The sequence below is a fragment of the Enterobacter cloacae genome, assembly GCF_011078175.1.
GTDB lineage: Bacteria > Pseudomonadota > Gammaproteobacteria > Enterobacterales > Enterobacteriaceae > Enterobacter > Enterobacter cloacae_Q.
The window spans coordinates 579,749-592,989 of sequence record NZ_JAALCJ010000001.1 but is presented as its reverse complement, the minus strand read 5'-3'; the positions used below and the strand labels follow the sequence as shown (position 1 = coordinate 592,989).

13 protein-coding genes are annotated in these 13,241 nt (G+C 56.3%); 7 read left to right on the top strand and 6 right to left on the bottom strand.

Going from position 1 to position 13,241, the window contains the following annotated elements; translation table 11 throughout:
- Positions 1–34: 34 nt before the first annotated feature.
- Positions 35–1,618, top strand: coding sequence for an MFS transporter (locus G6Q29_RS02815; protein WP_165464437.1), 1,584 nt, complete (start codon positions 35–37; stop codon positions 1,616–1,618).
- Positions 1,619–1,622: 4 nt separating this feature from the next.
- Positions 1,623–2,762 carry a glycoside hydrolase family 88/105 protein gene (locus G6Q29_RS02810; RefSeq protein ID WP_165464640.1) on the top strand — a complete coding sequence of 380 codons (1,140 nt, stop codon included), beginning with the start codon at positions 1,623–1,625 and terminating at the stop codon, positions 2,760–2,762.
- Positions 2,763–2,797: 35 nt separating this feature from the next.
- Here the strand turns inward: G6Q29_RS02810 and argS are convergent, their stop codons facing one another.
- The gene (gene argS, locus G6Q29_RS02805) at positions 2,798–4,531 is read right to left on the bottom strand and encodes an arginine--tRNA ligase (protein ID WP_165464436.1); all 1,734 of its coding nucleotides are present in this window, start codon (positions 4,529–4,531) and stop codon (positions 2,798–2,800) included.
- A 238-nt stretch (positions 4,532–4,769) separates the two neighbouring features.
- On the opposite strand from argS, the gene G6Q29_RS02800 reads away from it, so the two are divergent.
- Both G6Q29_RS02800 and cutC read left to right on the top strand, forming a co-directional pair.
- Positions 4,770–5,330: a VOC family protein gene (locus G6Q29_RS02800; protein ID WP_165464435.1), complete on the top strand. Its 561-nt coding sequence runs from the start codon at positions 4,770–4,772 to the stop codon at positions 5,328–5,330.
- A 78-nt stretch (positions 5,331–5,408) separates the two neighbouring features.
- Positions 5,409–6,152 (top strand): copper homeostasis protein CutC, encoded by a 744-nt coding sequence (cutC, locus tag G6Q29_RS02795; RefSeq protein ID WP_165464434.1) that lies wholly within the window; start codon positions 5,409–5,411, stop codon positions 6,150–6,152.
- A 259-nt stretch (positions 6,153–6,411) separates the two neighbouring features.
- On the opposite strand, the gene cmoB is transcribed toward cutC, so the two are convergent.
- The 5 genes from cmoB to G6Q29_RS02770 are packed head-to-tail and all read right to left on the bottom strand — an operon-like array spanning position 6,412 to position 9,992.
- Positions 6,412–7,383 carry a tRNA 5-methoxyuridine(34)/uridine 5-oxyacetic acid(34) synthase CmoB gene (cmoB, locus tag G6Q29_RS02790; protein WP_165464433.1) on the bottom strand — a complete coding sequence of 324 codons (972 nt, stop codon included), beginning with the start codon at positions 7,381–7,383 and terminating at the stop codon, positions 6,412–6,414.
- Entirely contained in the window at positions 7,380–8,123 is a 744-nt protein-coding gene (gene cmoA / locus G6Q29_RS02785; protein ID WP_165464432.1) for a carboxy-S-adenosyl-L-methionine synthase CmoA, read from the bottom strand. Before cmoA ends, cmoB begins: the two co-directional genes overlap by 4 nt.
- 40 nt (positions 8,124–8,163) lie before the next feature.
- Positions 8,164–8,559, bottom strand: coding sequence for an MAPEG family protein (locus G6Q29_RS02780; RefSeq protein ID WP_090278694.1), 396 nt, complete (start codon positions 8,557–8,559; stop codon positions 8,164–8,166).
- A 51-nt stretch (positions 8,560–8,610) separates the two neighbouring features.
- A complete protein-coding gene (locus G6Q29_RS02775) occupies positions 8,611–9,429 on the bottom strand; it encodes a DUF72 domain-containing protein (RefSeq protein WP_165464431.1) in 819 nt (272 codons plus the stop codon).
- Positions 9,426–9,992, bottom strand: a complete 567-nt coding sequence (locus tag G6Q29_RS02770) for a hydrolase (protein WP_165464430.1) — start codon at positions 9,990–9,992, stop codon at positions 9,426–9,428. The genes G6Q29_RS02775 and G6Q29_RS02770 overlap by 4 nt, the downstream gene beginning before the upstream one ends.
- Positions 9,993–10,255: 263 nt before the next feature.
- On the opposite strand from G6Q29_RS02770, the gene aspS reads away from it, so the two are divergent.
- The 3 genes from aspS to G6Q29_RS02755 are packed head-to-tail and all read left to right on the top strand — an operon-like array spanning position 10,256 to position 13,241.
- Positions 10,256–12,028, top strand: coding sequence for an aspartate--tRNA ligase (aspS, locus tag G6Q29_RS02765; protein ID WP_165464429.1), 1,773 nt, complete (start codon positions 10,256–10,258; stop codon positions 12,026–12,028).
- A gap of 1 nt (position 12,029) precedes the next feature.
- Complete coding sequence (gene nudB / locus G6Q29_RS02760; RefSeq protein WP_165464428.1) at positions 12,030–12,473, top strand: dihydroneopterin triphosphate diphosphatase; 444 nt, start codon at positions 12,030–12,032, stop codon at positions 12,471–12,473.
- Between the two features lie 27 nt (positions 12,474–12,500).
- Complete coding sequence (locus G6Q29_RS02755; protein WP_003859747.1) at positions 12,501–13,241, top strand: YebC/PmpR family DNA-binding transcriptional regulator; 741 nt, start codon at positions 12,501–12,503, stop codon at positions 13,239–13,241.

Below are 13,241 nucleotides of genomic sequence, written 5' to 3'. Positions count from 1 at the left end.
GGGAGTCTCCCAAAACTGATTAGGGTTGACGGCAATGAAAACACGTAAAATTGGACTCGCAAATTATCTTGCTTACGGGTCAGGCGACTTCCTCGGGGCGGGGACTACCGCCCTGACGGCCGCCTGGCTTTTGTATTTTTATACCACCTTCTGTGGACTCACACCGATTGAAGCAACCTTTATCTTCGCCGCCGCAAGGGTGCTGGATGCGGTTGTCAGCCCGTTAATGGGTTTTTTAACCGATAACTTTGGCACCACCTGGCTGGGCAAGCGTTTTGGCCGTCGTAAGTTCTTCATCCTGCTCGGTATTCCCTGCGTTTTCAGCTACTCGCTGATGTGGGTAGGGGACATGAGTTTCTGGTACTACCTGCTGACCTATCTGATATTTGATATCGTCTACACTATGATCCTGGTGCCGTACGAAACGCTGGTGCCGGAGATGACGGACGATTTCAAGCAGAAAACCAAATTCTCCGGGGCGCGTATCTCTATGGCGCAAATGTCCGCCATTCTGGCCTCCTTCCTGCCGGGGATACTGCTCACGCATTTCGGCAAAGACAACGCGATCTCCTTCTTCTATGCAAGCCTGGTCTTCTCCGTACTCTGCGCGCTGATGCTCACTTTCGTCTGGTTCTTCACCTGGGAACGTCCGCGTGAAGAGTGGTCTGAAGCGGCCCTGCGCGCCGAAGAAGAGAAGAAAAAGCTGACTCTGGGTCAGAGCCTGAATCGTCTTTTTGTTGAATTAAGCTCGACGCTGCGTATCAAGATTTTCCGCCAGCACCTTGGCATGTACCTCGGCGGCTATATTGCCCAGGACGTGTTCAACGCCGTTTTCACCTACTACGTGGTGTTTGTGCTGATGCAGGAAGCGTCAATGGCGTCCAACCTGCTGGGCACGATGGCCATCTTCCAGTTCCTGGCTGTTATCGCGATGATCCCGCTGTGCATTCGCTTCGGACCTGCGCCGTCTTACCGCATGGTGGTCGTGCTGTTTGGCCTGGCGTCGCTTTCTTACGCGGTGCTTTATTACGCGGGCATGAGCGACGTTTATGCTCTGCTGCTGCTGATCTCTGCGGTTGCCGGTCTTGGTCGCGGGGGTATCAACTACGTACCGTGGAATACCTACACCTATATTGCTGATGTAGACGAAGTGATCACCGGTCAGCGTCGCGAAGGTATCTTCGCGGGCATCATGACGCTGACGCGTAAAGCGTCTCAGGCCGGCGCGGTGATGCTGGTGGGGATCGTGATGCAGATGTCCGGATTTGTTAGCGGTCAGAAGGTACAGCCTGCGGAAGTGAGCCACACCATTCTGATGATCCTGAGCGTTGGCACTATTCTGGTGCTGTTCTGCGGCTTCCTGGTCTCCCTGCGCTTCAAACTCAATTTGCAGACCCACAGCACCCTGCGTGAAGAGACAGCAAAAATGCGTGAGTCTGGCCATGTGATGCCGGAGGCGGTGACACCGCAGGCCCGCGCCACCGTGGAGATGCTGGCCGGTATGCCGTATGAATCCCTGTGGGGCAACAACAATATTGGTTATCTGAATCGCAATAAACCGGCGGCCCCTTCGCTGAAGGATCGTGCGGTACTGAATTCGACATACAACAGAGGTTAAGATGATGAAAGTTTGGCCTGTCAAACATAGCCCGTTATTGCGCCAGCCTGAACGCTTTATCGCCAGGGATGAGCTGAAATCGCTGATCCAAAAGGTGACGCAAAACCTGGTCAATATCCACGACAAAACGGGTGAGTTTTTGCTGCGGCTGGACGACGGGCGCGTGATCGACACCAAAGGCTGGGCCGGATGGGAATGGACCCACGGCGTCGGTTTATACGGTATCTGGCAGTATTACTGCCAGACCGGTGACGAAGGCATGCGCGAGATTATCGACAGCTGGTTTGCTGACCGTTTCGCTGAAGGCGCAACCACCAAAAACGTGAATACCATGTCGCCGTTTCTGACGCTGGCGTATCGCTACGAAGAGACTAAAAACCCGGCCTGGCTGCCGTGGCTTGAAAGCTGGGCGGAATGGGCGATGAATGAGATGCCGCGCACCGAACATGGCGGCATGCAGCACATCACCCTGGCGGAAGAGAACCATCAGCAGATGTGGGATGACACGCTGATGATGACGGTGCTGCCGCTGGCGAAAATCGGCAAGCTGCTGAACAAGCCGGAGTACGTCGAGGAGGCGATCTATCAGTTCCTGCTCCACGTACAGAATCTGATGGATCGGGAGACCGGGCTGTGGTTCCATGGCTGGAATTACGAAGGGAACCACAACTTTGCCAAGGCCCGCTGGGCGCGCGGCAACAGCTGGCTCACCATCGTGATCCCGGATTTCCTCGAGCTGGTGGATCTGCCGGAAAACAACGCCGTTCGTCGCTATCTGGTGCAGGTGCTGAATGCGCAGATCGCCGCACTGGCAAAATGTCAGGATGAGAGCGGATTGTGGCATACGCTACTGGACGATCCTGATTCTTATCTGGAGGCGTCGGCCACGGCGGGGTTTGCTTACGGCATTCTGAAAGCCGTGCGCAAGCGCTATGTCGGCGCAGAGTACGCAGAGGTGGCGGAGAAAGCGATTCGCGGCATCGTGCAAAACATCTCGGCGGAAGGGGAACTGCTGCAAACGTCCTTCGGGACGGGGATGGGGAGCGATCTGGCGTTTTACCGTCAGATACCGCTGACGTCGATGCCCTATGGCCAGGCAATGGCGATTCTGTGCCTGACGGAATATTTGCGAAAATATTTCTGATGATAAAAAACCCGGCGCTCGCCGGGTTTCTTTTTTTACATACGTTCTACGGTTTCGATACCCAGCGTGTCCAGACCGAGCTTCAGGGTCTTCGCCGTCAGCTGCGCCAGCTTCAGGCGGCTGTGGCGCACCGCTTCGCTCTCGGCAGACAGAATAGGGCAGTGTTCGTAGAAGCCAGAGAACAGACCAGCCAGATCGTACAGGTAAGCACACATAACGTGCGGCGTACCGTCACGCGCGACCACGGAGAGCGTTTCTTCGAACTGAAGCAGGCGGGCAGCCAGCTGTGCTTCACGATCTTCGGTAAGGGTCACCGTGGCGTTTGCCAGCACGCTTTCGTCGATATTGGCTTTACGGAAGACGGAGAGTACGCGGGTATAAGCGTACTGCATGTATGGCGCCGTGTTGCCTTCAAACGCCAGCATGTTATCCCAGTCGAAGATATAGTCGGTGGTACGGTTCTTGGAGAGATCCGCGTATTTCACCGCGCCGATGCCGACCGCGTTAGCCAGTTTCTCCAGCTCGTCAGCAGGCATGTCCGGGTTCTTCTCGGCCACCAGGCGACGCGCGCGTTCCAGCGCTTCATCCAGCAGATCGGAAAGCTTCACGGTGCCGCCCGCACGCGTTTTAAACGGCTTACCGTCTTTACCCAGCATCATGCCGAACATGTGGTGTTCCAGCGGCACGGAATCCGGCACATAACCCGCTTTACGCACAATAGTCCACGCCTGCATCAGGTGCTGGTGCTGACGGGAGTCGATGTAATACAGCACGCGATCCGCATGCAGGGTTTCGTAACGGTATTTCGCACAGGCAATGTCGGTGGTGGTGTAGAGATAGCCGCCATCCTTTTTCTGAACGATCACGCCCATCGGTTCGCCTTCCTTGTTTTTATACTCATCAAGGAACACTACCGTTGCGCCTTCGCTTTCCACCGCCAGATTTTTAGCTTTCAGGTCCGCCACAATGCCTGGCAGCATTGGGTTATACAGGCTTTCACCCATCACGTCATCGCGGGTCAGGGTCACGTTCAGGCGGTTATAGGTAAGCTGGTTCTGGGACATGGTAATGTCAACCAGCTTGCGCCACATCTCGAGGAAGTACGGGTCGCCACCTTGAAGTTTCACCACGTAGCTGCGCGCGCGCTCGGCGAAGGCTTCGTCTTCGTCATAGTGCTTTTTGGCTTCACGGTAGAAACCTTCCAGGTCTGCCAGCGCCATTTCGCCTGCGTTTTCCTGCTGCTGTTTTTCCAGATACGCGATCAGCATGCCGAACTGCGTACCCCAGTCGCCTACGTGGTTAGCGCGGATCACCTTGTGACCAAGGAACTCCAGGGTACGCACCGCCGCGTCACCGATGATGGTGGAGCGAAGATGACCGACGTGCATCTCTTTCGCCACGTTTGGTGCGGAGTAGTCAACCACCACGGTCTGCGCCTCTGGCTGAGTCACGCCCAGACGGTCAGATTTCAGCGCCGCGTCAACGTGGCTTGCCAGGAATGCAGGCTCAAGGAAAATGTTGATAAAGCCCGGACCGGCGATTTCAGTTTTGCTGGCGATGCCGGTGAGATCCAGATGCGTCAGTACCTGCTCAGCGAGCTGTCGCGGCGGCATGCCCAGTTTTTTAGCCACTGCCATCACGCCATTAGCCTGATAGTCGCCAAACTGTACTTTCGCTGACTGACGAACCTGTGGTTCGCAATCCGCAGGCGCGCCTGCGGCAATCAGTGCCTGACTGACTTTTTCTGAGAGAAGAGCCTGAATATTCACCTGGATACCTTACGTTTTTGATGCGGGTAAAAAACACCCGCGCCAGTTTAAGAATTTAGGGCGGGAGTATACTGCAAATGCCTTCGGGCGTCAGCCCTGCGGGGGGCGAAGATCGCTCAGAATCCAGGCGAAGACGGTATGCATAATCATGCAGTCGAAAAAACCGTGATTCTGCGGTTGGTCGACAGAGGGCAACAGAGTAAATTAGCGGCTTTGCGACACGAAACGAGACTGACCTATGGCGAACTGGCACACCATTGACGAACTGCATGATATTTCCGCAGATTTACCGCGCTTCACCCAGGCGTTCACAGAACTTGCCACCCGTCTCGGGCTGGAGATCGCGCCGCTTGAGGCCGATCACATTTCTTTGCGCTGCCACCAGAATGCCACCGCCGAACGCTGGCGGCGTGGCTTTGAGCAGTGCGGAGAACTGCTGTCGGAGAATATCATTAACGGTCGCCCGATCTGCCTGTTCAAACTTCACGCGCCGGTAACGGTGGCGCACTGGCAATTCACCGTTGTGGAACTGCCCTGGCCAGGAGAGAAGCGTTATCCGCACGAAGGCTGGGAGCATATCGAAATTGTTCTGCCTGGGGAGCCCGAGATGCTGAACGCCCGTGCGCTGGCGCTGCTTTCCGACGAGGGGTTAAGCCAGCCGGGTATTTTCGTCAAAACCAGCTCGCCAAAAGGGGAGCGCGAGCGTTTGCCAAATCCTACGCTTGCCGTAACGGACGGCAACGTGACGGTGAAATTCCATCCCTGGACTATCGAGCAGATCGTCGCCAGCGAAGCGTAAGCATTGTGAGCGTCGATCCAGACATCAGTCGGGCAACATGCCACGATGGGACGCTGAGTGAAATTTAAGGAGGATCACATGGCGCTGCTGGAAATTTGTTGTTACAGCGTGGAGTGTGCCGTCACTGCGCAACGGCAGGGAGCCGATCGCATCGAGCTGTGCGCGGCACCGAAAGAAGGGGGACTGACCCCGTCATTTGGGGTGCTGAAAACAGCACGCCAGGCCATCACCATTCCGGTGCACCCGATTATTCGTCCGCGCGGCGGTGATTTTTGTTATACGGCGGGTGAGTTCAGTGCCATGCTTGAGGATATCGCCCTCATCCGTGATTCCGGCTTCCCGGGGCTGGTTATCGGTGTGCTGGACGAAGACGGCAACATCGATCTTCCGCGTATGCGTCAGGTGATGCGCGCCGCCCGGGGGATGGCGGTCACTTTTCATCGTGCGTTCGATATGTGTCAAGATCCGGTACAAGCCTTTGATACGCTGTCAGAACTGGGCGTGGCGCGCGTTCTGACATCGGGCCAGCAGTCCTCGGCCGAAAAAGGACTGAAATTAATTACGGAACTAAAAGCACATTCCGGTGTTCCAATAATCATGGCGGGCGCAGGAGTACGCGCCAGCAATCTGAAACTGTTTTTAAACGCAGGGGTGGAAGAGCTGCACAGCTCGGCGGGTAAATGGATACCTTCACCCATGCGTTATCGCAATACAGGGTTGTCAATGTCGACGGATGCTGAAGCGGATGAGTACTCGCGCTACGGTGTGGATGGAGAGTCGGTTGCGGTAATGAAATCGTTGATTGAACGTCATCACGTGTAGCAACGTACCGATTTTTACCGCGCATCATGTCGCCCAATATGATGCTTGCTTGTACCAGGCCCCTGCAATTTCAACAGGGGCCTTTTTTTCTCCTTCATATTTCAAGCCGTAGCCGCGTTGTCCGCCTCGCTCACCCCGGTCACTTACTGATGTAGCTCCGGGGATTCGCTGCGTTGCCGCCTTGCTGCAACTTGAACTATTTTGGAGAAAACGTGCGACGCGTAGGCCAGGTAAGGCGCAGCCGCCACCCGGCTAAAGTCTACGGCTTCGTCGCAATCAACACCGCACGCATCGGGGCCGGATAGCCTTCGATGGTTTTACTGCGATCGTCCGGGTCGAGGAACTGCTCCAGCGATTCGGTGATCATCCAGTCGGTGCGGCGCTGTTCCTCAACCGACGTCACGCACACATCGGCGATGCGTACATCGACGAACCCACATTTCTCCAGCCAGTTCTTCAGCGCCAGCGCGGAAGGGATGAAGTAAACGTTGCGCATCTGCGCATAGCGATCGCCCGGCACCAGAACGGCATGTTCATCGCCTTCGATGACCAGCGTTTCCAGCACCAGTTCGCCGCCGCTGACCAGCTGATCTTTCAGCTGCCAGAGATGCTCCAGCGGGGAACGACGATGGTACAGCACGCCCATCGAGAACACGGTATCAAACGCTTTCAGGGCAGGGAGCTGCTCGATGCCCAGCGGCAGCAGGTGCGCACGCTGGTCGTTGCCCAGCAGTTTACGCACCGCCTCAAACTGGCACAGAAACAGCTGCATCGGATCGATACCTACTACCAGATGCGCGCCTGCGCCGATCATGCGCCACATGTGATAGCCGCTACCGCAGCCTACGTCCAGAATGGTGCGCCCGGTCAGATCTGACAGATGAGGCAGAACGCGATCCCACTTCCAGTCGGAACGCCACTCGGTGTTAATGTTCACGCCGTACAGCGAGAATGGACCTTTGCGCCACGGCATCAGGTTACGCATCAGCGTTTCGATGCGGTTGATCTGCCCGGCCGGGAGCGGCTCTTCGCTTTCCGCCGTCACGCTGTGCAGTAAATCCAGACGATGAGGCGTGAGCTCAGGCAGAAATTCCACGGCGTTGGACCACTGCTTCAACAGACCATGCTGCTGATCGCGCTGCCAGGTGGCAATTTGCGCAGGCAGGGTTTCCAGCCAGTGGGAAAGGTGGTTTTTGGCAATCAGCTGATAGAAATTACCGAACTCGATCATGCTGCGTCTCCGGCTTTCAGCGCCACCAGAGAACCAAAGTTAAAGCACTGGAACCACAGTTCGCTGTGTTCAAATGCGGCTTTACGCAGACGCGCTTTGTGGGTTTCAACGGAATCCGTCAGCATGACGTTTTCAAGCATGCTGCGCTTCTGGCTGATCTCCAGCTCGCTGTAGCCGTTTGCACGCTTGAAATCATGGTGCATGTTGAACAGCAGTTCGCCCACGCTGGCGTCTTCAAAGCTGAATTTCTCAGACAACACCAGCGCGCCGCCTGGGTTCAGACCCTGATAAATTTTGTCCAGCAACCGCTGACGATCGTCCGGCACAAGAAACTGAAGGGTAAAATTCAGGACCACCATTGAGGCGTTCTGAATGTCGATATCGCGGATATCGCCTTCCACCACTTCAACAGGCGTAGGGGCTTTATAGGCGTCAATGTGGCGCCGGCAGCGTTCAACCATGGCCGGAGAGTTATCGACAGCGATGATTTTACAACCTTCGTGATGAACGTTACGACGAATGGACAGCGTTGCCGCACCCAGCGAACAGCCCAGGTCATAGACCCTGGTGCCGGGTTGAACAAAACGCTCCGCCAGCATGCCGATCATGGAAATAATATTGGAATAACCGGGAACAGAGCGCTGGATCATATCCGGGAAGACTTCGGCTACCCGTTCATCAAAGGTCCAGTCGCCCAGGCTGGCGATAGGCGCGGAAAAAAGCGTGTCGCGATCTGACATAACGTAAAAATCCGGGAAAAATAAAGGGGCATATTGTGCGCTAATGCAAGGAGAAAACCAACTCCCACGGCATATACCAAAGGTTAGCCAGCACCATCAGCAAAAGCGAGCACCAGGTCGCGCTCATGCCGGAACGACGCCAGCGGATCAGGCGGTGGTGAAAACCATAATAATGCATCAAACGGCCAGCAATCAGCAGCAGCCCACAGACGTGCACCATCCAGGTTTCAGCGCCATCCATCTCCATTAACAGCAGTAAAATTAACGCGACGGGAATGTACTCGACCGCGTTGCCGTGGATCCGGATTGCGCTTTGCAGCTCAGAAAAGCCCCCGTCACCGTACGAGACGCGGTACTGCATTCTCAGGCGCACAACATCAAATGAAAATTTAATCAGCAGTAATGCACCTAACACCGCATACAGCGCGCTGACCATACTAACTCCCTGTTTTTGGCTGATGGCACGTCTCTATGATAGGGGGTGATTTCAGAAAAGAGAAGATTGTTGTGGGATGGACGGCGCGGGGCCAACCGACGGAACCGCCTGCTGCAAGGTCTGCCAGAGAGCATCGACCAGTTCAGGCGCCTGCGCGATATCCGGCGTATGCAAAAAAAGGTACGGCGTGGTGGTGTGCTCCCATTTCGCCAGCGTTTGCAGCCAGACCGTGAACATCTCTTCATTTTGCTGCATGTTATCGCTGCCGATAAACCGGACCATCGGGTTCTGCGCCGTTACGATCGCATGGACGGGCACCTTCGGTTTTTTGCGTTGGGCATCAACAACGGCTTCGCTGTGCGGGATTGCGCTGTGTACGGGACGGCTGTCGAGGATCACGCGGTTGACCGTTCGTTCATGCAGGCCGCGATTGAGCGCTTTCTCCGCATCACCCTTGGCAAAGAATTCCGGATGCCTCACTTCCACGCCGTAGGTGAAGTCATGGGGCAGGGCGTCGAGAAACTGCCAGAGGGCAGGCAGGTCGCGCGGACCAAACGTGGCGGGAAGCTGGAGCCAGTACTGGCCAATACGGCTGGCCAGAGGCGACATACGGGTTAAAAACTCGTGGGTTAAATCATCGCAGTTGCGCAGCCCAGCGTTGTGGGAGATGGTTGCCGGGAATTTAAAACAAAAGCGAAAGTCGTCGGTGGTTTGCTCGCGCCAGCGTTCGACAATCTCTGCGCGGGGCAGGGCGTACAGCGTGGTGTTGCCCTCCACGCAGTTAAAGTGCCGGGCATACTCTTCAAGGCTGGTAATACCCAGGCGCACCCATTTCGGGTGCGACCACTGGGGCAGGCCCACGTACATCATAGCGCGCTCAGGATCTCATCCGTGCTGCGCACGCGACCAATGCGCGGGAAGATATGGGTTATGCTACCTTGATGCTGATCCGCAGAGGCTGCGCTGCATGCATCTTCGGCGATCACCAGGTTAAAACCCAGCTCCCAGGCATTACGGGCGGTGGATTCCACACCGATATTGGTGGAGATCCCGCACAGAATGATCGTGTCGATCCCGCGTCGGCGCAGCTGTAGCTCCAGGTCGGTGCCGTAGAATGCGCCCCACTGGCGTTTGGTGACTTCTATATCGCTGTCGCGTTTACCGAGCGAGACAGGATATGTCCACCAGTTGTCCGGCAGCGCATGCGCCGGGGCCTGGGCATCAACCGGCTGTTTTAACGCTTCGGCGAAATCAGCGGACCAGCCGACCCGCACCATTACAACAGGCGAGCCGCTGGCGCGGCATTTTTCTGCCAGGCGCGCAGCGCGGCTGACCACATCGTCAGCGGTGTGTGGACCACCGGCAAAAGGCAGGATGCCTTCCTGTAAATCAATGACCACAAGGGCGGTTTTGGTGGCATCTAATTTCAACATTGTCACTCCAGTCAAATGAATCGCTTACGCTACACCTTACGACGTGATGGCCTGTTATCGGGCGGATAATTTTGTTAATTTTTGTGAGAATAGGCAATAAGAGCACAGCAAACGCGCGTCAGGCCGTGCTTCACTCTTATCGTGCGGCAGAATTTCCAGTATAATAGCCGCCTTTTTTCATCCAGTTGTGACATACAAAAGCTGCGACATCGTAGCCTGCAAGACAGGCAACAATCAGCCTGCGGCTAATTAAGGGATATCTCATGCGTACAGAATATTGCGGGCAGCTGCGTCAGTCCCACGTCGGGCAGCAGGTTACCCTGTGTGGTTGGGTCAATCGTCGTCGCGATCTTGGTAGCCTTATCTTTATTGATATGCGTGACCGCGAAGGTATCGTTCAGGTGTTCTTCGATCCGGATCGCGCTGATGCGTTGAAGCTGGCTTCTGAGCTGCGTAATGAGTTCTGCATTCAGGTGACGGGCACCGTGCGTGCGCGTGACGAGAAAAACGTTAACGCCGAGATGGCGACCGGCGCTATCGAAGTGCTGGCATCCGATCTGACGATCATCAACCGCGCGGAAGCGTTGCCGCTGGATTCCAACCACGTCAATACCGAAGAAGCGCGTCTGAAATACCGCTACCTGGATCTGCGTCGCCCGGAGATGGCCCAGCGCCTGAAAACCCGTGCGAAAATCACCAGCCTGGTGCGTCGCTTTATGGATGACCACGGTTTCCTCGATATCGAAACCCCGATGCTGACCAAAGCCACGCCGGAAGGCGCGCGCGATTACCTGGTCCCATCCCGCGTCCATAAAGGCAAATTCTACGCGCTGCCGCAGTCTCCACAGCTGTTCAAACAGCTGCTGATGATGTCCGGTTTCGATCGCTACTATCAAATCGTCAAATGTTTCCGCGACGAAGACCTGCGCGCTGACCGCCAGCCAGAATTTACCCAGATCGATGTGGAAACCTCCTTCATGACCGCCGAGCAGGTGCGTGAAGTGATGGAAGCGCTGGTGCGTAGCCTGTGGAACGACGTGAAAGGCGTTGAACTGGGCGATTTCCCAATCATGACTTTCGCCGAAGCCGAGCGTCGCTACGGCTCCGACAAACCAGACCTGCGTAACCCGATGGAGCTGGTGGACGTTGCAGACCTGGTGAAATCCGTCGAGTTCGCGGTATTCGCAGGTCCGGCTAACGATCCGAAAGGCCGCGTGGCAGCCCTGCGCGTTCCGGGTGGTGCGGCACTGAGCCGTAAGCAGATCGACGACTACGGCAACTTCATCAAGATCTACGGCGCGAAAGGTCTGGCCTATATTAAAGTGACCGAGCGTGCAAAAGGCCTGGAAGGCATCACCAGCCCGGTGGCGAAATTCCTGAATGCGGACATCGTTGACGCGATCCTTGAGCGTACCGGCGCGCAGGACGGCGACATGATCTTCTTCGGCGCAGACAACAAGAAAGTGGTTGCGGATGCGATGGGCGCACTGCGTCTGAAGCTCGGCAAAGACCTGAACCTGACCGACGAAAACAAATGGGCGCCGCTGTGGGTGATCGACTTCCCAATGTTTGAAGACGACGGTGAAGGCGGCCTGACCGCAATGCACCACCCGTTCACGTCGCCAAAAGACATGACGGCGGCAGAGCTGAAGGCAGCACCGGAAGACGCGGTGGCGAACGCCTACGATATGGTCATCAACGGCTACGAAGTGGGCGGTGGTTCCGTGCGTATTCACAGCGGTGAAATGCAGCAGACCGTGTTCGGCATTCTGGGCATTAACGAGCAGGAGCAGCGCGAGAAGTTTGGCTTCCTGCTGGACGCCCTGAAATACGGTACGCCTCCGCACGCGGGCCTGGCCTTCGGTCTTGACCGTCTGACCATGCTGCTGACCGGCACCGATAACATCCGCGACGTTATCGCCTTCCCGAAAACCACCGCAGCGGCGTGTCTGATGACTGAAGCGCCAAGCTTTGCCAACCCGGCCGCGCTGGCTGAGCTGGGCATTGAGGTGGTGAAGAAGGAAGAGAAAAACTGATATGGCATATAAGCGTCCCGTTTCGGTTCTGGTGGTCATTTATGCAGAAGACACGAAGCGGGTGCTGATGTTGCAGCGGCGCGACGATCCGGATTTCTGGCAGTCGGTTACCGGCAGCCTGGAAGAGGGGGAGACCGCGCCGCAGGCCGCCGCGCGTGAAGTAAAGGAAGAGGTCGCCATTGACGTTGCTCGCGAGCAACTGACCCTGAAGGACTGTCAGCGCACGGTGGAGTTTGAAATTTTTAGCCATTTACGTCATCGCTATGCACCGGGAATTGAGCGCAATATGGAATCATGGTTCTGCCTTGCGCTTCCCCATGAGCGGGAGATCGTGTTCACCGAACATCTGACCTACCGCTGGGTGGATGCGGCGGATGCCGCCGCACTGACCAAGTCGTGGAGCAACCGGCAGGCGATTGAAGAATTTGTAATTAACGCTGCCTGAGAAGGCGCGATTTTTGGAGAACTTTTTATGGCAGGTCATAGTAAGTGGGCCAACACCAAACACCGCAAAGCGGCACAGGATGCCAAGCGCGGTAAAATCTTTACCAAAATCATTCGTGAGCTGGTGACAGCGGCGCGTCTGGGCGGCGGCGATCCGGCGTCTAACCCACGTCTGCGCGCAGCGGTGGATAAAGCCCTGTCCAACAACATGACGCGTGACACCCTGAACCGTGCAATCGCACGTGGCGTGGGTGGCGACGAAGACGCGAACATGGAAACCATCATCTATGAAGGTTACGGCCCTGGCGGTACGGCGGTAATGGTTGAGTGCCTGTCCGACAACCGTAACCGTACCGTTGCGGAAGTGCGTCACGCGTTCACCAAAACCGGCGGCAACCTGGGCACTGACGGTTCTGTTGCTTACCTGTTCAGCAAAAAAGGCGTCATCTCCTTCGAGAAAGGCGACGAAGATGCGATCATGGAAGCGGCGCTGGAAGCCGGTGCGGAAGACGTGGTGACCTACGACGACGGCGCTATTGATGTTTACACCGCATGGGAAGAGATGGGGGCCGTGCGCGATGCGCTGGAAGCGGCTGGCCTGAAGGCGGATAACGCAGAAGTCTCCATGATCCCGTCCACCAAAGCGGACATGGATGCGGAAACGGCACCGAAACTGCTGCGTCTGATCGACATGCTCGAGGACTGCGACGACGTGCAGGAAGTGTATCACAACGGTGAAATCTCTGATGAGGTTGCAGCGACTCTCTGA

Bases quoted from the DNA above. Each gene is read 5' to 3' on its own strand.
- G6Q29_RS02815 (WP_165464437.1), top strand. From the start codon at position 35: ATGAAAACACGTAAAATTGGACTCGCAAATTATCTTGCTTACGGGTCA.
- G6Q29_RS02810 (WP_165464640.1), top strand. From the start codon at position 1,623: ATGAAAGTTTGGCCTGTCAAACATAGCCCGTTATTGCGCCAGCCTGAA.
- G6Q29_RS02800 (WP_165464435.1), top strand. From the start codon at position 4,770: ATGGCGAACTGGCACACCATTGACGAACTGCATGATATTTCCGCAGAT.
- cutC (WP_165464434.1), top strand. From the start codon at position 5,409: ATGGCGCTGCTGGAAATTTGTTGTTACAGCGTGGAGTGTGCCGTCACT.
- cmoB (WP_165464433.1), bottom strand. From the start codon at position 7,383: ATGATCGAGTTCGGTAATTTCTATCAGCTGATTGCCAAAAACCACCTT.
- cmoA (WP_165464432.1), bottom strand. From the start codon at position 8,123: ATGTCAGATCGCGACACGCTTTTTTCCGCGCCTATCGCCAGCCTGGGC.
- G6Q29_RS02780 (WP_090278694.1), bottom strand. From the start codon at position 8,559: ATGGTCAGCGCGCTGTATGCGGTGTTAGGTGCATTACTGCTGATTAAA.
- G6Q29_RS02775 (WP_165464431.1), bottom strand. From the start codon at position 9,429: ATGATGTACGTGGGCCTGCCCCAGTGGTCGCACCCGAAATGGGTGCGC.
- G6Q29_RS02770 (WP_165464430.1), bottom strand. From the start codon at position 9,992: ATGTTGAAATTAGATGCCACCAAAACCGCCCTTGTGGTCATTGATTTA.
- aspS (WP_165464429.1), top strand. From the start codon at position 10,256: ATGCGTACAGAATATTGCGGGCAGCTGCGTCAGTCCCACGTCGGGCAG.
- nudB (WP_165464428.1), top strand. From the start codon at position 12,030: ATGGCATATAAGCGTCCCGTTTCGGTTCTGGTGGTCATTTATGCAGAA.
- G6Q29_RS02755 (WP_003859747.1), top strand. From the start codon at position 12,501: ATGGCAGGTCATAGTAAGTGGGCCAACACCAAACACCGCAAAGCGGCA.